Raw genomic sequence first — 21,241 nt, 5'->3', positions numbered from 1 at the left:
GCCCAATGAGTAATGTGCAATGAGCCTAAAAATTATTGACCCACACGTACACTTTTTTAATTTAGTAGAAGGTCAATACTCATGGCTACAAGGTGCTAACCCACCAGCGTGGCCTAACCTAGAAAAAATTAAACAACCAGTAAGTGCACAGCAACTTGTTAAAAGTACTGACTTTGAGCTAGTAGGGCTTGTTCATATAGAAGCCGGATTCGATAACACCTCCCCTATTAACGAGCTAAACTGGCTAGACTCGCATTTAAAAGGTATTCCATTTAAAGCCATTAGCTACAACCAAATTGACTCATCGGCTGATGAGTTTATAAACTCGTTAGAAGCTTTAGCCCATCTGAGTTTGTGTGGCATTAGAGATATAACCGAAGGTACTGACGCAAAGCGTTTATTAGATGCTAATAGCTTTAAAAACCTAACAACGTTATCAGATACCCGACTGCATTTTGAAGCTCAGTTTGATATTGAAAATAGCGAAATAACCAAACAAATAACTTACTACGCTAAGCAGCTACCGCAACTTCAAATTATAATTAATCATGCAGGGTTGCCGAGTAATTTAAATGATTGGCGACAAGGTGTTGAGTTACTTGCTCAGCATGCCAACATAGCAATTAAATTCTCTGGTTTTGAATTACTACAACTCACCAGCGAGCAACAAGCCGCGTGTTTTAGTTTTCTTTTTAATCACTTTGGCCAGCAGCGTATTATGTTTGCTAGCAACTTCCCTGTGTGCCAAATAAATACAAGCTACAACAATCTATGGCACTGCCATAAGGCGTTATGCTCAAACGATAAGACATGGCATAACCTTAGCTATACAAACGCTAAGCACTACTACCAAGTGTAAGTAAAACTAGTTATATTAAACTCTCTTTTTGTGATAATACGGCCAATTTATGAAAATGTACTTTTTACTAATCGTTGTATTTTCAGCGCTTCTTCTCAATGGCTGCATATCTCAAAACCCAGACCCGACACCTAAGCTGCAACATGCCCTACTGGCAAAGCCAAATAAAACAGCCGTTAGCAAAGCAATTAAAACACTTGTACATATACAAGAGACTCAATTAGCTGATGATGTATTTACTACCAGCAGCACAGTAACCCTTAGCAATGTGGATGGTAATAATATTATCGACACGCAAAGTCGCAATACACCCGATCAGTTTGAATTGATGATTAAAGGTAATCAGTGCTACATACGCCATCTCGATAGCAAAGCAACTATTGAACTTAAAGACGTGGAATGTAAAGTCAACGAGTTATAACAAGCTTTACCTCCCCCAAAAAAGTAAAAGCCGGTAAGTGACTAATCACTTACCGGCTTTTTAATGCATAACCTAAAGTTAGGTTAAAAGGCTATTATTTTATTTCTACGCGTTGAGAACGCATAACAATCTCATCGTTTAATTCAATACCTAACCCAGGCTCTTCTGATACTTCAAAGAAACCATTTTTAGGTTGTGGGTCTTGTAAACATAACTCGCGGTTCCACTTTTTAATCGCATAAGTATGGTGCTCATGAATCAAAAAGTTAGGGATAGCCGTTTCTAAGTGCAGTGATGCTGCTGTTGCAACAGGCCCGCCACATACGTGAGCTTGAATACGCACATCAAAAATATCAGCGTAATCACACACTTTTTTGGTTTCGGTAAAACCACCACATAAACCAATATCTGGCTGTAGTACATCAATACTTTGATCTTCTAAATACGGGCGCACACCCCAGCGATTATACAAACGCTCACCACCAGCAATTGGCACATTAACTTTATCTGCTACTTTTGCATGTAATGAATGGTTTAAATAGTTAACTGGCTCTTCAAAGTACATGCAGTCAAATTCTTCTGCAATTTCACCCAACTGAATAGCTGTTGTCACACCAGGTAAGCTGTGGCATTCAAAAATAATATCTACTTCGTCACCTACCGCTTCGCGAATAGCTTGCATACGTGCACGGTATAACTTCATTTCAGTACGTGAGATTATTTTTGTACGGTCATAATAAGTATTGCCGTCTTTATCGTACTGAATTGGGTCTACTTTTACTGCATCGTAACCTTCGGCCATCGCCTTTAAAGCCGCTTCTGCATATTCTTGCGGTTGTACTAGCGCTTTAAATTCGCTATCCCAGTCAAACTGTAATTGCGAAGCGTAAGTGCGTAGTTTGTCGTTAACCTTACCGCCTAATAACTGGTATACAGGTAAACCAAGCGCTTTACCTTTTATATCCCAAAGTGCGGTATCAATTGCGCTCATTGCAGCATAAACAACAGGTCCGCCACCTAAGCCCCAAAAGCTCTCACGTAACATACGAGACCATAGTTTTTCTGTTTGAAACGGGTCGTGGCCGATTAAAAAGGCATCGGCCATTTCCTTAATCATAGCCGCTGCAGCACTGTGACCTAAATCGTATGCAAGGCCCGCTTCGCCAACACCACTAATACCTTCGTCAGTATGAATACGTACAAACACAGGTGTCCAAGAAGGTCTATCAGGACAGTGAATATCAAATACTTCAACGCGATTTACTTTCATTAAAATTCCTTATTAACCGCTATGGGTTATTTTGCAAAACTAGAGTCAAGTCGATACGCTTTACGTAACATCGCAGGCCACGCAAGTTGCCCGCCAGTGCTGCCACTGTGTACTACGTTTGCTTGATTATAAATATTGTCGATTATAGGTTGCGGTACTTCAATCACCTCTTGCGAGCTTGATTGTAGTGCTAATTGAATTTCACACGCTCGCTGTAAATCATAAAAGCGCATAAACGCATCGCCTACCGTTGGGCCTACTGTTAAGCCACCATGATTTACCAATAACATATGGTTAGTGCTGCCCAAATCATCTTGCAGCACTTTTCGCTCATCGTTGTTTACTGCAAGCCCTTCGTAGCCATGATAAGAAAGCGATGGCAGTGAAAACATTGAATACTGGCTAAGCGGTAATAAACCATTTTTTTGTGTAGCGACTGCGATTGTTTCTTTAGTATGAAGGTGAATAACACAATGAGCGTCTTCGCGTACCTCATGAATCGCACTGTGAATAGTAAAACCAGCTGGGTTAATACTAAATGGCGTATCGTCAATAATATTGCCGTTTAAGTCGACCTTCACTAAATTAGAGGCAGTTACTTCATCAAAGGTTAAACCAAACGCATTCACTAAGTAGTGGTCGGTGCCAGGCAAACGTGCTGATAAATGCGTATAGATTAAATCCCCCCAACGAAAGTGCTCTACCAGTCTATAACACGCGGCTAAATCAATACGAAGTTGCCACTCTTGTGCTGATACTTTATTTTTTAAATCGAGTTGGGGTAAATCAAACATAATGAGCCTTTTAAAAACGTACATTATTAACCTGTACGAACAGATGTTTAGAAGTCTAAAGCAGTCTCTATTTTATAGCAAACACCAAACAAAACAGCCACACTATTGTGTGGCTGTTTGTAAAACTAAAATACCAATTGCATTAAAATGGTATGGCTGCGTAAATTATTTTACGTTAGCTAGGTAATCTGCAATTGCTTCAAACTCTTCATCAGTTACCGTTGCAACCATTGCTTTCATAGCCATGGTCATACCGTTATTACGTGCACCTGATTTGATGTCTTTCATTTGCGCTACTAAGTAGTCTTTGTTTTGACCGTTTAGTTTAGGGTACATACCCATAATTGGTGCTTTACCTTCAGCGCCATGACAAGTTTGACAATTTTTAGCGGTATAAAGTGCAGCGCCATCGGCAGCAGCTGCATTAAACGAGAAGCTTGCGGCTAAAGTAATACCCGCGCCTAATAGTAGTGTTTTCATCTTGCTCATTGTATTTACTCTTCTTTTTTGACGGTTAGAAAAACTGTTCTATTGATTGTAGTAAACAATCAAATAAAAAGCATACGTACGAAACGACGCTAGACGATCAACTTAACCAAAAACCGCTAACTCGTTTCTGTCTCACTTTTATATACTTTAGCAAATAAAAATGAGCTTACCCTTAATGGACTATTACCACACTATATCATCTGGTACTTCAAAGTCTGCGTACGGGTCATCTTCATCTTTTGGTTTGTTTTCTGGCTCTACATGAAAAACAATATACTTTTCGTCAACTTCAGCCACTTTGCGTGCTGGTTCGTCGTCTAATACGTAAAATTGCTCTTCTAGTACACAAATAGCTAAACGACCGCCCGATAACGCTTTTTGCGTTTTCTCGTTTACGTCGATATTTTTTACTTTATTTTGATAAGTAAAATTAAATGTGCGCTCACCACGAATAGCGTCTTGGTTGTGGTGCTCTAAAATTTGTTTAACACGCGCTTCTTGCTCGCGCTGCTTTAAGCTTACTTGGCGTGTTTGGTTAAGCTCTTCAGCTTTTTTTTGCTGCTCTAGCTTGGTTTGTTGAATATGCTTTTGCAGATCACTTGGGTTGCTAGTAGCCCCTTTCTTTTGCTTTTTTTGTTGCTTACGCTTTTCTGATTTAGCAACTTTAGCATTATGCGATGTTGTTAATCCTGCTTGAAGCAATTGGTCTTGTAATGAACCCATGGCTTTGTTCCACTAAAAACTAATATTATCGCTATTTTAATCACCAACGAGTTCAAATAACAGCGCTATCGACATTAATCTAGCAAACTAGTTAAAACAAACCATGATATGGCGCAAAGAGCATGGTTTTAATTATCAATTAAAAACAATTTTTAATACAATGCCACGCAACCAATCAGCAAATGCACAAGCCATATAATGCGTTTACCTCATCTACTCGTTTGCTCGGTATTTATATTTTTTGTGCTTTATGCACCGCAACCCCTACTTAGCCTTTTTGCGAGCGAATTTAATGTAGCACCTGCGGTAGCTGGCAGCTTAATGACTGCAACTATGCTGCCCTTAGCCATTGCCCCGCTCGTTTATGGTTTATTTTTAGCAAAAATAAATCCATTACTTATATTACGTATTGCAATGGTGCTTTTAGGCCTTAGCTGCTTACTTTTTATTTATGTACCTAGCTTTGAGCTTTTATTATTAGTCAGATTTTTACAAGGTCTAACGCTCCCCGCAGCTTTAACAGCAATGACTAGCTATATAGGTATGAGCTATAGCGCTGATACACTTCAAAAAAATATGACCCTATATATTGGTAGCAGTATAGTTGGTGGTTACTTTGGTCGTGTGCTCGCAGCTTTGTTTAGCGACTTATGGAATTGGCAGAGCTTTTATTACGTAATTGCTTTTATGCTTATTTTTTTAGCTTTAACAATCAAACATTCTCGCTTTACAAACCCAGCTACACTGTCGCAGCTCTCCCCTCTGGATTACATTAAACAACTTAAAGAAGGCGCTATCCTTAAAGTGTACGGCGCCGTCTTTTGTATGTTTTTTTGTTTTGCTGCATTACTTAATTACTTACCGTTTATATTACAAAACACGTTTTTAATTACCAATACTCGTGACATAGGTTTAGTTTACAGTGGTTATTTAGTTGGTGCCCTCGCCTCTATTGCTGCACCTTGGTTGCTTAAAAAAGTCCCTTCGCCTTGGCATTTATTAACTGCGGTATTTAGTTTTTATAGTGTGAGTATTGTTTTATTAATGAGCCACCAGCTTAGCTTATTTTTAATCGCATTTACTTTGTTTTGTGGTGCTATGTTTGTGATTCATTCAACTGCCGCACCGCTCGTTAATAAAATAAGTAAAGCCCCGCCAAGTGTAACCAATGGCGGATATGTATCGTTTTATTACAGTGGTGGGGCATTGGGGTCGTTATTACCCGGTGTGGTATACCAACATCATGGGCAAACAGCGTTTATGTTTACGCTGCTCGCGGTTTGCTTATGCGGTTTATCGTTAATTATGTGGGCTTATTTTGAGGGTAAAAATACAACGCGCGGTTGATGCTTTGTGTGATTAAAAAATGTTTCTAAATCAGCTTTACTAAGCAACCATGTTTGGGTGTTTTCAAACGGATGACAATGAAACAAATCACCACCCCAAATATCTTGATCGACCCATAAGCTCACTTCGTTTTGCTTATCATTTAAAAGAGCCAACATAGATACACACCCAGGAACCACTTTTAAATACGTTGCTAAGCGTTCACTCGATGCAAACCCTAAACGCGAAAGCCCTTGTTGCTTTGATAGTGCCTTTAAATCGAGTTGCTTATTGTGCGCTGTAATAACTAAAAAGTGTCGCTTGCCTTCGTTATCGCGTAAAAATAGGTTTTTAAGACGAGTACCTGGGCGCTCAATCATAAACTCATCAGCCGCTAAGCTAGTATGTAGCGGCCGATGTTCTATTGCATCGTAAGTAATATCTAGGCGCACTAAAAGCTCTGCTAACTTCGTTTTATCAGCCAACATATTACAAACAACGTCCTCTTAGCTGTACGCTCAAATCTCGCCATAAAACATCATTAACTTCATGTTTGTTATCGCAATACTCACGCTCTTTTAGCTCTTGATTTAATAATTCAACTGCTTGATCTTCTAGCTGTAACTTTAGAATGCTCGACTCTTCAAAATGCTCTTTCTCTATATACTGCTTAACCTCACCACGGCTTGGTCTATTGTTAGGACCACGGTCTAGGTTAAAGTTTTCACGATGCTTAGCTTTTACCGAAACAACATAAGCAAAAAGCTTATTGCCTTGCTCATCTTGCTTTTCGTGAAACTGTTTATTATTTATTTCAAAAGGCGGCTCATCATTTGAGGCACAGCCAGCGAGTAAAACCATAAGCGCTAGAACACATTTTTTCATTGTTTTTTATCGTTTTAGTTTTGAATTAAGCCGAGTCTAACAAAAATTGACGTAAACAGTGAAAATTTACGAAAAAATACTTGACCAAATTTATAAAAAAACTTAAAGTTCGTCCCGCTTGGAACTCAGCAGTCAAGCAGTTACATTATATGTAATTTAGGAATGTGGGGCTATAGCTCAGCTGGGAGAGCGCCTGCCTTGCACGCAGGAGGTCAGCAGTTCGATCCTGCTTAGCTCCACCACTTTCCTACTCCTTTTCAAATTCGCTCTACTCTTCTATTTTTCCATTGTTTTTATTATTTTTTGACACCCTACTATTCTAATTTTTCATTCTATATAATTTTAAATTTATCCATTCAACTTGTGTCTTTACAAGTTCTTAGCTATACATAATGTCACACATTAGTACTTTAGGCTTAACATGGACAACCCTAAGCGTTCAACGCTAAAAAAGCTAGCTGCAATAGGTTTAACAGCTGGTGCAATAACACATGCGCCTTATGTTTTTGCCCGAAAAAAAGTCACATTAAGAGTACTTGGTACGCATGTAACACTCCAAGAGGCTATTCGCAAGCAAGCGATGAGTGACTTGGGTATTAATATAGAATTTACTCCCGCAGGCAGCGCTGCTGTTTTGCAAAAGGCATCAATGGACCCTAGCTCCTTTGATTTATACGAACAATGGTCAAACAGCATTAATGTGCTTTGGGATGCAGGTTCTATACAGCCAATAGAAAAAAAACGGCTCACCTACTTTAACGAGATAAATCCACTTACTAAAACGGGAAAACTAACCGAAACTGCAAGTATTGGTGCAGGTGATGCTCCCTATAAATTATTAAATGTTCAACCCGATGGCACATTAAGCGCACAAGAAAGCGATCATATTAGCTTTTTACCTTATGTGCATAATGTTGACTCTTTTGGTTACAACACCGACTTTATTAAGCCAGGTATAGCATACGAAACCGAAAGCTGGAGTTGGCTGCTTGATGACGATAACAGAGGTAAAGTAGCTATTGTAAATGCGCCTACCATTGGATTATTTGACCTAGCCCTAGCAGCGCAAAGTAAAGGGCTTATAAAATTTAACAATATAGGTGCGATGACTCGTTCAGAACTTGATAGATTGTTTAGTATATTACTCGACTTTAAACGCCAAGGTCACTTTAGTGGCTATTGGAACTCGGTCCCTGAGTCGATTGAATTTATGAAAAGTAAGCGAGCCCATATAGAAAGTATGTTTTCGCCTGCCGTCTCTGCGTTAAACAGCCAAAATATTAATGTTCGTTTTGCCGCGCCAAAAGAAGGCTACCGAGGCTGGCATGGTGTTATGTGTTTATCGTCACAAACACAAAGTAGCGTAAAAGATGCAGCTTACGATTATATGAATTGGTGGCTTTCAGGCTGGCCTGGTGCATTTATTGCTCGCCAAGGTTATTACATTAGTAACCCACAACGCTCTAAACTACTCTTATCGCCGGCCGAATGGGATTACTGGTACGGTGGAAAAGTAACAAGCATAGATTTATTAAATACAAATGGCGACGTAGCTATTAAAGCTGGTGCGCAACGTAATGGTGGTAGTTACTATAAACGCTTTAGCAATGTAGCAGTATGGAATACAGTTATGCCAACCTATGACTACAGTCTACAAAAATGGTATGAGTTGATTAGCCGATAATGATAATAAATTCAATTAAATCAAAAATAATATTAGCTTTGTGTTCGCTGATTGGATTACTTCTTTTACAAAGCTATTTGTTTAACTATTCGCAAACGTCCTTACTTAACTTGCAAAAGTCGCAGCATAACGCGCTTATTCAAAGTGAAGCTGTGAATCACTTAGAAAACGATATTATTTCCCTGCAAGGGCATGCAGTTTCATTTATTGACAATGCAAATGAAAATACGATTACCAAATTTAATTTTTATTTAAATAAGGCAAATCTAAATCTCGAGCAGCTAAAAACAAACACTCAAAACCAAACCCCTGAGTATCAAAACTCACTAATACGCCTTGGCGAGTATCTAAATAATTACCAAGATACATTTGGCCAAGTTGTCGTAAACAGACAAAAACGCGAACACCTTTACACTACTCAGTTCAAACAGCCTATTGATGACCTACAGGTAACAATTAGCAATTTAGAAGGGTCTTCAAACAATGATAATAAAGTTATTTTTAACGATGTTTTACTCACAATAAGTAATTTAAAACACGCAATTATAAGCTATCTCTATAAACCTAATTTTGATGAAGCACAAAATGTAAAACAAAACTTAAATCACTTACATAAAAAACTAACGAGCACCTCTGTAATAAATGAATCCCTCTCCAATAAAACAACAAGCTTAAAACAAGCTTATAACCAACTTGTATTACTCACCCGTAGCTACACTTTTTCTGTAAATGTAGTGCTTACAGGCATAGAAAACGAATTGCTGTATTTAACTAATGAAATTAAAAATATAGAAAAAAATAAACTAATCAAAACAGAAGAGCTACTAAGTAGCCACTTAACAAAAAATACAGAACAGGCAAATATATTTGCCGTTTTAATTATGTTAATCATTTTATTATTAAGCTATTTTATTTTTAGATCGGTTATAAAACCGATTACCCAGCTCACTTTATTACTTAAAGACATGAATAACGAAAAGCCAGTAACTATTTCAAATACCAGCCAAAATCAAACTGAAATAGCGTCGGTAATAAAAGCAGCCAACGCTTTATATTTAAAAAATAAGCAAACCAAAGAGCTACTCAATGAAACCCGCGTATTAAATTCCCAAATGGAAGCAATGAATGCCGACCTGACGAGTGCTATGGAGCAAACTGATAAAGCCAATAAAACAAAAATAGATTTTGTAGCCAATATGAGTCATGAACTTCGCACCCCAATGAATGGCATATTAGGTATGTTGCAACTCTTACAAAGCAGCGAGCTTCCCTCAAGGCAAAAACACTACGCAGATAAAGCTTTTTCAAGTGCTCAAAATTTATTGCAGATTTTAAATAATATTCTGGATTTTTCTAAACTAGAATCGGAAAAAGTCCAGTTAGAGCAAATCCCTTTTACTTTACATACTATTGTTTCTAACGTTCAAAATTTATTCTCAACAAATGCCAAGCAAAAAGGCTTGCTACTAAATTTCACTTTACACGTTGATGCAGGACTTGAACTTATTGGCGACCCAATGCACTTAAGCCAAATAATAAATAATTGTGTAGGTAACGCAATTAAGTTTACAGAGCATGGTGAAATATCATTAATTATAGAAGCGACATCTCAACACGAAAAAACAATAAACCTTCGCTTTAGTATAAAAGACACGGGTATTGGGATGACGCAAGAGCAATCAAAAATTATATTCCAGTCTTTCTCGCAAGGTGATTCAAGCACAACAAGAAAGTATGGTGGGACCGGTTTAGGACTCACTATAAGCAAACAATTAACTAAATTGCTGGGCGGAGATATACAAGTAAGGAGCACGATTAATCAAGGTAGCGAGTTTTTCTTTACTCTACCCTTTACTTTATCTGAGCAACAAAAGCTTAAAAAACACGCCTTATTAATTAGCCCCGATAATGAGCAAATTAAAAAATTAATGGACTTACTAAGTGATATAAATATAACGACAGAAACAACACAAGAACCATTAAGGGCCATTGCAAAAATGTCTCAGCCTAGTAGCCCATTTAGTATTGTAATAATGTCGATAGAAAAAAAAGAGCTCAACGATAACTTTATTTTACAACAACTGTACGCTCAAAATAAAAGCGTTAATGAAAAATTGACACTGATTTTATTAATTACCGATGAAGAGTCTCCTGAGCCAATTGCAAAAAATGAAAATATAGACATTATAATTATTGGTAATAAAAATAGTGAAGTTGAAATTTTAAGAAAGCTTTCACCAAATAATTTTAAAGAAAAGCAATTAAAGCCTCACCCTAAATTCTCGGGTTTTAATGCATTAGTTGTTGACGACAATAAAATTAACCAAGAAATAGCCTCCGCCCTTTTAGCAAGATTAGATATGACCGTGATCATTGCTGATAATGGACATGATGCATTAGATAAAGTAGAGATAAATGACATCGATATTATTTTTATGGATGTTCAAATGCCAGTTATGGATGGGCTTGAAGCAACAAGCATATTAAGAGAGCGAGGCTACAAAACTCCCATAATTGCCATTACGGCAGCCGCCGATCCTAATGATAAAAAAGCAGCGTTTAGAGCGGGTATGGATGACTTTTTAGTAAAACCGATTATTTTTGATGCGCTTTACGAAAGTATAGAAAAGCATCTGCAAAGTAGCGAATCTCTGAGCACTATAAACCTGCCTTTAGCAAAAGAAAACCTAGAAAACAATGACGAATTGTTAGCTAAATTATTTACTCAGTTTGTCAACGATTACAATGACTTTTCGATTAAAGCTGATATATTAATCAAAAATGGAGAGTTAGAAAGCTTAATTCGACTAGTACATACACTCAAAGGCTTGGCCGGCACATTAGGCTTTGAGCTACTGCAACAAAGTGCGCAAAGTGTTGAGAAAAGCTTAATAGATAAGAAAAGTATTAATTTATCTCATTTTAATGAGCAATTAATACTTACACTTTTTGCTGTAAAACAATTTTTGATAGCTTACAGCTTTAAAAAAGAACATATACAGCAACATGAACTAGAAAACGAAGACTCGGTTATTGATAATATATACTCATTAGCATTAACGGCTCGCCCCGTACCTAGCAGTTTGGTTAGACAGCTAGAAATGAATCAATATGATAGAGGCCACTCCCTATTTAAGCTCAAAGAAGCAATTGATCATTTTAACTACGCGTTAGTAATTGAGCTTATTGATATGTATAGGAACGATAATAAAAATTAGGTATAACCACTAACCTGAACTAGATTTAATATTGTAAAGAACGCAGAGAAGGACAGATAGTGCATTCAAATTACCTCGCAAACAATAATGGATTAACCACAGAACAAAAGCATAAACCTTTAATTCTTATTGTTGATGACGAACCTAGTAATTTACACGTATTAGTAGAAGGACTTTTAACTGACTACGATGTACGTATTTCTACTAGTGGTGAGCAGGCTTTGATCTTTATTGAGTCAACTAGGCCTGACTTGATTTTATTAGACATAATGATGCCCGGCATGGACGGCTACGAAGTATGTAATATACTCAAAGCGAAACAAAATACCAAAGGCATCCCCGTTATATTTGTAACTGCGCTTACCGAGGAAGAGTCTGAAGAAAAAGGCTTTGCTATGGGCGCAATTGACTACATACACAAACCTTACAAGCTAGCGCTCGTTAGAGCACGCATTCGCACTCATATTACCGCTCAAGGCATGCTAGATAGGCTTATAGAAAAAAACTTTGACCTGCACGACAAACTACTTGAAATAGAGTCTCTGGCGAAAGAGTTAAGTCAGCGTGAAGAAGAATTAAAAGAACTCTCCTCAAAACAAAAGTTATTTTATCAAGCCCTAACGGGAACCGCTGATGGCGTTGTTATTACCGACAGTAACGGAAAAATTATTGCCGTAAACCCTTCATTTTGCCGGATTACAGGTTACTCTGAATCTGACTCCCTGCAAATGCAGTTGCACGATATTAAACAAAATAACCACCCTAGTATTAGCTTTGATCAAGTATGGCATCATGCAAACCAAGCAGGATATTGGAGTGGAGAGCTAGTAACCAGACGAAAAAATGGCGAGCTTTATCCTGAGTTATTAACTCTTAGTATGGTAAAAGGCGAGCAAGATACCAACGTGCATTATATTGGTGTATTTAGTGATATTTCTAGCGTTAAGATAACGCAAGAAAGAATTCACTACCTCACATGGCATGATGAACTTACAGGTTTGCCCAACCGAAATGGTTTTTTAAAGCAGTTGGAGCAGCAACTTCAGGTTTGTAGTACCGAAAATAGTTATGCCTATATTTATATTATTGACATAGACAGCTTCCACTCAATAAATGATGGATTAGGCCTGCTCGCTGGCGATAACATTTTAAAAGAATTAACTAAACGAATTCATTCTAAGGTGAGTAAAAAAGATGTTATTGCTCGCTTAGGCAGTGATGAATTTGCAGTACTGTGTACAGTTGAAAAAGGTATTGGCAGGATCAGAGCCCAAGCTATGGCTGAAAATAAAGCCCAAGAACTGCTCATAAGTGTAAACCACCCCTTTGTGGTTGATGAACAAGACGTTAGCTTAACAGTAAGTATTGGCACGTATATTTTTCCTCGGGAAGATCAGTGGGAAAGTGCTATTGAAACAATTCGTAACTGTGAGGCGGCTTGTTACAAAGCAAAAGAAAAAGGCGGCAATAGAGTTACCTTTTTTGATACTTCATTTGGCGAGCAAGCAAAACGCCGTTTTGAAATAGAGCAAGATTTGCGTAAAGCTATTTCAAATAATGAGTTATCCCTATATTTACAATCTCAATTTGACCGAAGCCAAACCCTTAAAGGCGCTGAGGTTTTATTAAGATGGGAGCATCCTCAAAAAGGCTTCATTAGCCCTGGTGAGTTTATATCTATAGCCGAAGAGTCAGATATAATTTATGACTTAGATTGCTGGGTAACTTCAAATGCACTTGAAATATTAACGCAACTTAGTAAAACTCACCCTAAGTTAAACCTATCAATTAATGTAAGTGGCAGGCACTTTCATGAAGCGCGTTTTTTAAGCTTTATTAGCCAACAAATAAAGCAACATAGCATTAACCCTCAGCAACTCACTATTGAGATAATTGAAGGTACATTACTTAATCACATGGAAGCGGCTATTGAAGCTGTTCACTTTCTCAAGAAGCTAGGTATTAGGGTATCAATTGATGACTTTGGTACTGGATATTCGAGTTTAACTTATCTTAAACAATTACCCATACAAGAACTAAAAATTGACCGTTCTTTTGTATTGGAAGCACCGACTGATAATAACGATAAGTTAATTATTGATATGATTGTAAGCCTAGGCCGTTTATTTGAACTCGAGATAGTTGCTGAAGGTGTAGAGAACCAGTCCCACTTTGATTTATTGCAAGAATATCCAGAAGTTATTCTTCAAGGCTATTATTTACACAGGCCTGAACCTGCAAGCGACTGGCTTGAAAAATTAAATTAATTACAGAGTAGTCTGAAAAAACAAAAAAGCCGAGTATTTCCATACTCGGCTTTTTAATGAAATTAAGCTTTAGCGGTTACTCGCGAACTTGGCCTTCACCATTCACTAAGTACTTCTCAGTAGTCAGTGACTCAAGTCCCATAGGACCGTATGCATGAAGCTTAGAAGTTGCTATACCAATCTCTGCGCCTAGACCCAGCTGTGAGCCATCAGAAAAGCGAGATGATGTATTAACCATCACTACAGAAGCATCGACACTACGCTGGAATAACTCTGCAGCGGCTGCGTTTTTAGTGCAAATTACTTCAGTGTGGTTTGAACCAAACTGTGCAATGTGTTCAACCGCTGCCGTAAAGTTTGGTACAACGCGAATAGCGATTTCTAGGTCTAGGTATTCTTCACCAAATTCGTTATCGGCTAACACAGTTGCATTATCAAAGTATTTAGCTGCAAAGCTGTCAGCATTTATTTTTACACCTTCTTGGCGTAATACCACTGCGCACAGATTTAAAAACTCATCTGCAACATCTTGATGAACTACTAAGCCCTCAAGTGCATTACAAACACCCGTACGTTGCGTTTTACCGTTAAGTAGTAAGTTAAGCGCAATTTCTAGGTCTGCATCTTTATCTACATATAGATGACAAACGCCTTTGTAATGCTGAATTACTGGGATCGTGCTGTTTTCAGTAACAAAGTTAATTAAGCCTTCACCGCCACGTGGAATTATTAAGTCAATGCTTTCACGTTGCTGCATTAATTCCATTAATAGTGCACGATCTGGATCTGGAATCACTGAAATAAGTGATACTGGTAAGTTATGCTTTTCAAGTACGCTGTGCATTACACTTGCGATAGCTTGCGAACTTTTAAGTGCTTCTTTACCGCCACGTAAAATTACGCCATTACCTGATTTAAAACATAATGCGCCAGCGTCTGCTGTTACATTTGGGCGTGCTTCGTAAATCATACATACAACGCCAAGAGGTACGCGCATTTTACGAATTTTAATGCCATTTGGACGCTCTGTAATATCACGTAGCTGACCAACAGGATCGTCCAGGCTTACGATTACTTCAATACCTTCTGCCATTGCTTCAATACGCTCATCGTTTAGCGTTAAGCGGTCGATCATTGAGGCTGCTAAGTTATTGTCGCGTGCTGCGCTTAGGTCACTTTCGTTTTCTTTGATTATAAATGCTTTTTGCTCTCTTAGTGCCGCTGCCATTTCAATTAGTACTTGATTTTTAGTCTCGGTATCGAGTAAAGCAAGTGTATGGGCAGCTTTAGCTGTCTGGCGTGAAATGTCCGTAATTAAACTCATGACTTCTCCAATAATGCGATATGTTTTTCAGATATAACTGGTCCAATTGAATCCTGCATTTTTTCGCTGAATTCACTCTGTTCGTTGTCTGCAATAAAGTTTAACAAACAGCTACTGTAATTTGCGGTCGCTTTAGCTAAACGCGTACCGTCTTCACTACGTACTAAAATAGTATCACCAACAGCAAATTCACCATGGACTTCCATGATTTCATCACCGCGAATACAGCCACTTTCACCTTCAAGGGATTCATCAAATGATCCATCAACAACAACTTCACCTTGCTCATTTGCTGTGTGTGTCATCCAATGCACAGAGTCCAGCATCGGTTTTTCGTACGGTAAAAATATGCTACCAGGATTTTCCCCAGCTAGCAGTTTCGTAAATGTTTCTTCTTTAAAGCCGTTTATAATGTAAGTCGCGATACCATGTGACGTTGCTTTTTCTGCAGCTTCTATTTTGGTTTTCATGCCACCAGTACCAACAGCACTTGTAGCACATCCTGCCATAGCATAAATAGATTCATCAATTGATTTTATTTCAGGCAGTAACACCGCATCATCATGTAAGTTAGGGTTTTTGTCATATAGCCCATCAACGTCTGAGAATATTAATAAAGCATCGGCATCCGCTGCAGCTGCAACCATCGCTGATAAGTTATCGTTATCACCCACTCGTAGCTCATCGGTTGTCACCGCATCGTTTTCATTAATAATAGGGAGAATACCGTGCTCAAGTAGAGTGAACACAGTTTCGCGAATACTTTGGTAACGCTCGCGGTCACGTAAATCGCCGTGCGTTAATAATAGCTGCGCAGATGGAAAGTCAAAAAAGCGGTCCCACATGGCGATCATTTCTGTTTGACCTGCTGCTGCCATTGCCTTTTTCATTACCACAGAGCGAGGTTTGTCTGATGGGAATAAATGCGCTCCAGCCGCTACAGAACCCGATGATACTAAAATCACCTCGATTCCACGGGCACGACAACGAACAATGAACTGTGCGATGGTTAATATGTAACGCGAACGGCAGCCATCTTGATCTGGTGCAATTAATGCACTACCTACTTTAAGTACGATACGTCGCCAATTTAACTTTTGCATAAATGCTCAACTTTCCATTTTATCTGCGCTCATCTTAATTAGACGAGCTAAAACTAAGTAGCTAGGTTTAAAACATAGCTTCGAATTTTTCTTTTCATTTAGGCAACACTTTTTTACACACACGCAAAAACCATATCTAAAACAAGAAGCTTAGATTTGAGGTTAAGTAAAAGTAGCAACAACCCAATAATATTGAGCAGCACTAATCAAAAAATTTAAAAGTGTTGTTTATGCATCGCTGTAAAAAGCTGTGTGTGGCTTTTTTATTAACAACATACATAGAGCCTCTAAAGTCTGATACACCAACAGATAGGGTGAAGACCAAAGGACCGAGATTTAACCGCCACGATGGGGGGCTAAATATTGAAAGTAATAGTTCAACTCAAACCTTTATTTACTTAAATAATTAAATAATTAAATAAACTTGTTTGGCAAAACCATACCAAGAATTCGGCAAATGATATTTTGTAATGCTCAAATACTAGAAACATCACTAACACATGATTATAAAGATTAAAAATGACGTTAAGATTAACAAGCATCTTTTATCTTCAATAAACTTAGTTAGATGACTAATTATTAGAACACGAAGTATAATACACCAAATACCCCTTTAAAATCAAGGTTAAAATTCGAACTAAGTTAATACGAAACACTCATACCCTTTATATTGTTATTAAAATTCAATAAATTAAACAATTAATACACTTTAAAATAAGGTGGCTAAGTTCTCGCTAAATAATTTAAGCCTACTAATCTTTTATAAGCAGCTAAAATTGATTAGTAATATTTCAGTTTCCGGTGTATACCCCTGTATTAATAATTAACAAAAGTTATACTTTCTAAACATATCGTCATAAATAAGGAATTCTTAATCTATGTCAGCAATTTACATAGCCGGTATCGCACTTTGCTCTGTGCTTGCCCAATGGGTCGCGTGGGCTTTTAGAGTACCCGCTATTCTTTTTTTATTGCTTACTGGTCTTTTACTTGGACCATTTAGTGGTGTTTTAGACCCTGATGCACTTTTAGGTGATTTACTGTTTCCAGTAGTATCACTAAGCGTTGCCATCATTTTATTTGAAGGTTCCTTAACTCTGCATTTCAGAGAATTAAAAGGGATAGGAAAAGTTGTAAGGAATCTCTGCTCAATCGGTATGCTTACTACCTGCATTATTATTAGCCTAAGCGCCTACTGGTTGCTTGAGCTTAACTGGCGTGTTGCTGCGGTACTAGGCGCAGTACTCGTTGTTACTGGCCCTACCGTTATAGCACCGCTATTAAACTCAATGCGCCCAACACAAGACATAGACCGCATACTTCGCTGGGAAGGTATTGTAATAGATCCTATTGGCGCATTATTTGCTGTATTGGTATTTGAAGCTGTAATGCTTGTAGGCCAAGGCGAAGTATTTAGTCATACTATTATTGCTTTAGTTAAAACCCTGGGTGTTGGTTTAAGTATTGGTGTTGCTGCAGGTTGGCTAACAACCCTATTAATGCGTCGCGAGTGGCTGCCATTTGAATTACATAAGTTTGGAATTTTAGCACTAGTCCTTATTAGTTTTTCTGTATCAAACTATTTAAGCCATGAATCAGGCTTATTAGCAGTAACTGTATTTGGTATTTGGCTTGCGAACCAAGACGATTTAGAAATAGATTCTGTACTTGAGTTTAAAGAAGACTTGTCGATGATTTTGATATCGACGCTGTTTATTTTACTTGCAGCACGTTTACAGCTTTCTGATTTGATGATGCTCGACAGCGATGTATTTATATTTTTAGCTATTGTGCTTTTTGTTGCACGCCCACTGTGTATTGCTATTTCGACCTTTGGTACTGACTTACCAATGAAGTCTCGCTTGGTACTTGCCTGGATTGCTCCACGCGGTATAGTTGCCGCAGCCGTTGGGTCGGTATTTGCACTAAGTATGATGGAAGCTGGCGTTGCTGATGCTGAAAAAATGGTGCCACTTATATTTACGGTGATCATCATTACGGTTGTGCTGCAAAGCTTAACAGCCATTCCTGTTGCCAAGCTATTAGGTGTACGCCAACCATCACCAAATACAATATTAATTATTGGTGCAAACCATGTATCGCGTGCAATTGGACGTGGCTTACAAGAGCAGAGTATTCCGGTTCACCTTTCAGACCCTGCATGGGAAAACTGCAGAATGGCACGTATGGATGGCTTGGCTTGTTATTATGGTAACCCGCAATCAGAGCATGCTGAACGCTACTTACCTCTAACAACTATTCGCAGTGTCTTAGCGCTATCGCCAAACCGTCATCATAATGCGCTAGGCGTTCAATACTTTTCGCATTTACTTAATGAAAAAAATGTATTTTCGCTTCGCTCATCAACGTCGCATGCTAAAGCAAATAAAGACAGTGCAACGTTTTTATCCAGACAAATACTGTTTGGCGACGAAGGCTCATACGCACGTTTGAGCAGTATTATAGCTAAAGGCGGTAAGGTTAGTTCAACACGTATCTCGGATGAGTTTAGCTGGGAGCAATACCTAGAAATGAACCCTGAGGCTATTCCTTTGTTTATTCTTAAAGGTGATAAAGACAGCGACGACGATACGCCTATTAAGCTAAGACCGTTTACAATCAACATGGAAAAACCGCCGCAAGAAGGCGAGCGTGTTGTTGCATTACAGCCGCCTAAAATGTCGGTCTTAAAAGACCCGCAAACAAAGGCTAAAGAAGAAAGTTAAACACTTTTACAGGTAGTAAAAACTCAAAAACCCTAACTTAAAAAGTTAGGGTTTTGTTTTTTAAGAGCCATTAAATAGGAAGACGAGCTCGCGCAACCACACTATCTGGCATTTTTTGCGCTAACTTAGTCAACGCTCGCTCAATTTTTTTATGAGTCGCTTTATCTGCCACCATAGAATTAAATAGCCAGCGGTATGCATCTTCAAAATCACGCGGGCTGCCATAGCCATCATTAAATAATTTAACCAAACGTAGTTGTGCTTTTAAATTGCCTTGCGACGACGCTTCACGCAAATACGTAATTGCCATTGCTTTATCTTGCTGAACTAAACGCCCGGTGTCGTAGTAACGCCCTAACTGCTCTAGCGCTGCCGCTAAGCCTTGCTCAGCCGCTTTTCGCATGTAATACACACCTAACTCTACATTACGATCCACGCACACGTTATAAGCCAGCATATCGCCGTATAAAAATTGATAAGACGGCAATGCCATTTTATTGGCTCGTGCTTCTATATCTTGCACTAACTGGCAATCATCTGCCTTCACCCGCTCTAAATGCGTATTTTTATTTATTAACGCAATTAGCTCAGATTCTGTATACAGCGGTACAGCAGCAGGGCTTTCTGTAGCTAAGCTGTTGGTTGCTATAAATAAAGACAGCGGAATTAACGAAAGCCTTAATACGCAATTACGGTAAAATAAACGCATGCTCACCACTTATAAAAATAAACTTATTAAAATATATACAAAGATCGTTCCAAGGTGAATTTTAGATACAAAAAAAGCTGCACTAGGCAGCTTTTTTTAATCTAATGGTAATTACGCAAACGGGTTGCGAAGTACCATAGTTTCTACGCGGTCTGGACCTGTAGAAATAATATCAATTGGAACACCCGTAATTTCTTCAATACGCTTGATGTAGTCAATCGCAGCTTTTGGTAAACCGTCAAGACTCGTTACACCAACAGTGTTTTCTGACCAACCTGGCATTTCTTCGTATACTGGCGTTACTTTATCGTAACCTTCAGCTGCTAATGGTGTTACGTTAGTAACTGTGCCATCTTCAAGCTTGTAACCAATACAGATTTTAAGCGTTTCTAAGCCATCTAAAACATCAAGCTTAGTTAAACAAAAACCTGAAATACTGTTGATTTGAACCGCACGGCGCATAGCCACTGCATCTAACCAACCAGTACGACGAAGTCGACCTGTTGTAGCGCCAAACTCATGGCCTTTATCACCTAAGTGCTTACCAACTGGATCTTGTTTCTCAAGACCGTCGTAAAGCTCTGTAGGGAAAGGACCTGAACCAACACGTGTAGTGTACGCTTTAATAATACCTAAAACGTAATCAAGGTTTAATGGACCAAAACCTGCACCAGTAGCAACGCCACCAGCTGTAGTATTTGAAGATGTTACATAAGGGTAAGTACCGTGATCGATATCAAGTAACGTACCTTGTGCACCTTCAAATAAAATGTTTTCGCCTGCTAAACGCGTTTGATCTAAAAGCTCAGTTACATCTACAACCATTGCTTTTAAGATATCAGCAACAGCCATTGCATCATCAAACGTTTTTTGGAAATCTACAGCGTCTACTTTGTAGTAGTTAACTAAAGTGAAGTTATGGTATTCAAGAACTTCTTTTAATTTAGCTGCAAATAATTCAGGATTAAATAAATCGCCTACGCGTAAACCACGGCGAGCCACTTTATCTTCGTACGCAGGACCAATACCACGGCCAGTTGTACCAATTGGCTTATCGCCACGAGCAGTTTCGCGGGCTACATCTAATGCAACATGGAAAGGCAAGATTAGCGGACATGCTTCACTTATTAAAAGACGCTCACGTACTGGTACGCCGCGTTCTTCAAGCATGCCAATTTCTCTCATTAGCGCTTCTGGTGATAAAACTACACCATTACCAATCACACATTTAACATTGTCACGTAATACACCCGATGGAATAAGGTGTAGAACCGTCTTTTCACCTTCGATAACTAAAGTATGACCCGCATTGTGGCCACCTTGATAACGAACTACTAAAGATGCTTTGTCTGTAAGGAGATCAACTACCTTACCCTTTCCTTCGTCACCCCATTGGGTGCCTAATACAACAACGTTTTTACCCATCGTAAATTCACTTAGAGA

General features: G+C 38.5%; 17 protein-coding genes and 1 tRNA gene. 8 read left to right on the top strand and 10 right to left on the bottom strand.

Annotated features, from left to right (window positions below):
• The first annotated feature begins 19 nt into the window (after positions 1–19).
• Both GQR39_RS16015 and GQR39_RS16010 read left to right on the top strand, forming a co-directional pair.
• Positions 20–859, top strand: a complete 840-nt coding sequence (locus GQR39_RS16015; protein ID WP_165736118.1) for an amidohydrolase family protein — start codon at positions 20–22, stop codon at positions 857–859.
• Positions 860–908: 49 nt separating this feature from the next.
• Positions 909–1,280: a hypothetical protein gene (locus GQR39_RS16010; protein ID WP_165736117.1), complete on the top strand. Its 372-nt coding sequence runs from the start codon at positions 909–911 to the stop codon at positions 1,278–1,280.
• A gap of 94 nt (positions 1,281–1,374) precedes the next feature.
• On the opposite strand, the gene GQR39_RS16005 is transcribed toward GQR39_RS16010, so the two are convergent.
• From GQR39_RS16005 to GQR39_RS15990, 4 genes are all read right to left on the bottom strand, one after another.
• A complete protein-coding gene (locus tag GQR39_RS16005; protein WP_007375956.1) occupies positions 1,375–2,550 on the bottom strand; it encodes a mandelate racemase/muconate lactonizing enzyme family protein in 1,176 nt (391 codons plus the stop codon).
• Between the two features lie 26 nt (positions 2,551–2,576).
• Positions 2,577–3,344 carry a class II aldolase/adducin family protein gene (locus GQR39_RS16000; protein WP_165736116.1) on the bottom strand — a complete coding sequence of 256 codons (768 nt, stop codon included), beginning with the start codon at positions 3,342–3,344 and terminating at the stop codon, positions 2,577–2,579.
• A 165-nt stretch (positions 3,345–3,509) separates the two neighbouring features.
• Positions 3,510–3,833, bottom strand: a complete 324-nt coding sequence (locus GQR39_RS15995; protein ID WP_002957866.1) for a c-type cytochrome — start codon at positions 3,831–3,833, stop codon at positions 3,510–3,512.
• Positions 3,834–4,016: 183 nt separating this feature from the next.
• A complete protein-coding gene (locus GQR39_RS15990; protein WP_165736115.1) occupies positions 4,017–4,556 on the bottom strand; it encodes a DUF2058 domain-containing protein in 540 nt (179 codons plus the stop codon).
• A 198-nt stretch (positions 4,557–4,754) separates the two neighbouring features.
• Between GQR39_RS15990 and GQR39_RS15985 the strand changes: the two genes are divergently transcribed.
• Positions 4,755–5,903 carry an MFS transporter gene (locus GQR39_RS15985; protein WP_165736114.1) on the top strand — a complete coding sequence of 383 codons (1,149 nt, stop codon included), beginning with the start codon at positions 4,755–4,757 and terminating at the stop codon, positions 5,901–5,903.
• On the opposite strand, the gene GQR39_RS15980 is transcribed toward GQR39_RS15985, so the two are convergent.
• Positions 5,870–6,370: a prolyl-tRNA synthetase associated domain-containing protein gene (locus GQR39_RS15980; RefSeq protein WP_165736113.1), complete on the bottom strand. Its 501-nt coding sequence runs from the start codon at positions 6,368–6,370 to the stop codon at positions 5,870–5,872. The two genes, GQR39_RS15985 and GQR39_RS15980, sit on opposite strands and share 34 nt — an antisense overlap.
• Before the next feature lies 1 nt (position 6,371).
• Positions 6,372–6,767, bottom strand: a complete 396-nt coding sequence (locus GQR39_RS15975; RefSeq protein WP_010554359.1) for a hypothetical protein — start codon at positions 6,765–6,767, stop codon at positions 6,372–6,374.
• A 166-nt stretch (positions 6,768–6,933) separates the two neighbouring features.
• Here GQR39_RS15975 and GQR39_RS15970 point away from each other — a divergent pair.
• The 4 genes from GQR39_RS15970 (at position 6,934) to GQR39_RS15955 (ending at position 13,936) form a co-directional block, all read left to right on the top strand.
• Positions 6,934–7,009 (top strand) — tRNA-Ala (locus GQR39_RS15970).
• 179 nt (positions 7,010–7,188) lie between these two features.
• Positions 7,189–8,451 (top strand): extracellular solute-binding protein, encoded by a 1,263-nt coding sequence (locus GQR39_RS15965; RefSeq protein ID WP_165736112.1) that lies wholly within the window; start codon positions 7,189–7,191, stop codon positions 8,449–8,451.
• Positions 8,451–11,669 (top strand): ATP-binding protein, encoded by a 3,219-nt coding sequence (locus tag GQR39_RS15960; RefSeq protein WP_165736111.1) that lies wholly within the window; start codon positions 8,451–8,453, stop codon positions 11,667–11,669. The genes GQR39_RS15965 and GQR39_RS15960 overlap by 1 nt, the downstream gene beginning before the upstream one ends.
• Positions 11,670–11,728: 59 nt before the next feature.
• A complete protein-coding gene (locus GQR39_RS15955) occupies positions 11,729–13,936 on the top strand; it encodes an EAL domain-containing protein (protein WP_165736110.1) in 2,208 nt (735 codons plus the stop codon).
• Between the two features lie 76 nt (positions 13,937–14,012).
• Here GQR39_RS15955 and GQR39_RS15950 read toward each other — a convergent pair whose 3' ends face one another.
• Together GQR39_RS15950 and proB are read right to left on the bottom strand one after the other, a co-directional pair.
• The gene (locus GQR39_RS15950) at positions 14,013–15,260 is read right to left on the bottom strand and encodes a glutamate-5-semialdehyde dehydrogenase (protein ID WP_165736109.1); all 1,248 of its coding nucleotides are present in this window, start codon (positions 15,258–15,260) and stop codon (positions 14,013–14,015) included.
• Positions 15,257–16,363 carry a glutamate 5-kinase gene (gene proB, locus GQR39_RS15945; RefSeq protein WP_165722393.1) on the bottom strand — a complete coding sequence of 369 codons (1,107 nt, stop codon included), beginning with the start codon at positions 16,361–16,363 and terminating at the stop codon, positions 15,257–15,259. The genes GQR39_RS15950 and proB overlap by 4 nt, the downstream gene beginning before the upstream one ends.
• Before the next feature lie 878 nt (positions 16,364–17,241).
• Between proB and GQR39_RS15940 the strand changes: the two genes are divergently transcribed.
• The gene (locus GQR39_RS15940; protein WP_024608191.1) at positions 17,242–19,089 is read left to right on the top strand and encodes a sodium:proton antiporter; all 1,848 of its coding nucleotides are present in this window, start codon (positions 17,242–17,244) and stop codon (positions 19,087–19,089) included.
• A 70-nt stretch (positions 19,090–19,159) separates the two neighbouring features.
• On the opposite strand, the gene GQR39_RS15935 is transcribed toward GQR39_RS15940, so the two are convergent.
• Together GQR39_RS15935 and GQR39_RS15930 are read right to left on the bottom strand one after the other, a co-directional pair.
• On the bottom strand, positions 19,160–19,798 hold the full coding sequence (locus tag GQR39_RS15935; RefSeq protein WP_165736108.1) for a tetratricopeptide repeat protein: 639 nt from the start codon (positions 19,796–19,798) through the stop codon (positions 19,160–19,162).
• Between the two features lie 111 nt (positions 19,799–19,909).
• Positions 19,910–21,223, bottom strand: a complete 1,314-nt coding sequence (locus GQR39_RS15930; RefSeq protein WP_010554354.1) for an adenylosuccinate synthase — start codon at positions 21,221–21,223, stop codon at positions 19,910–19,912.
• Between the last annotated feature and the right edge of the window lie 18 nt (positions 21,224–21,241).

This window comes from Pseudoalteromonas sp. C8 (assembly GCF_011378685.1).
Taxonomy (GTDB): Bacteria; Pseudomonadota; Gammaproteobacteria; order Enterobacterales; family Alteromonadaceae; genus Pseudoalteromonas; species Pseudoalteromonas arctica.
This window is presented reverse-complemented; position numbering and strand designations above follow the sequence as displayed.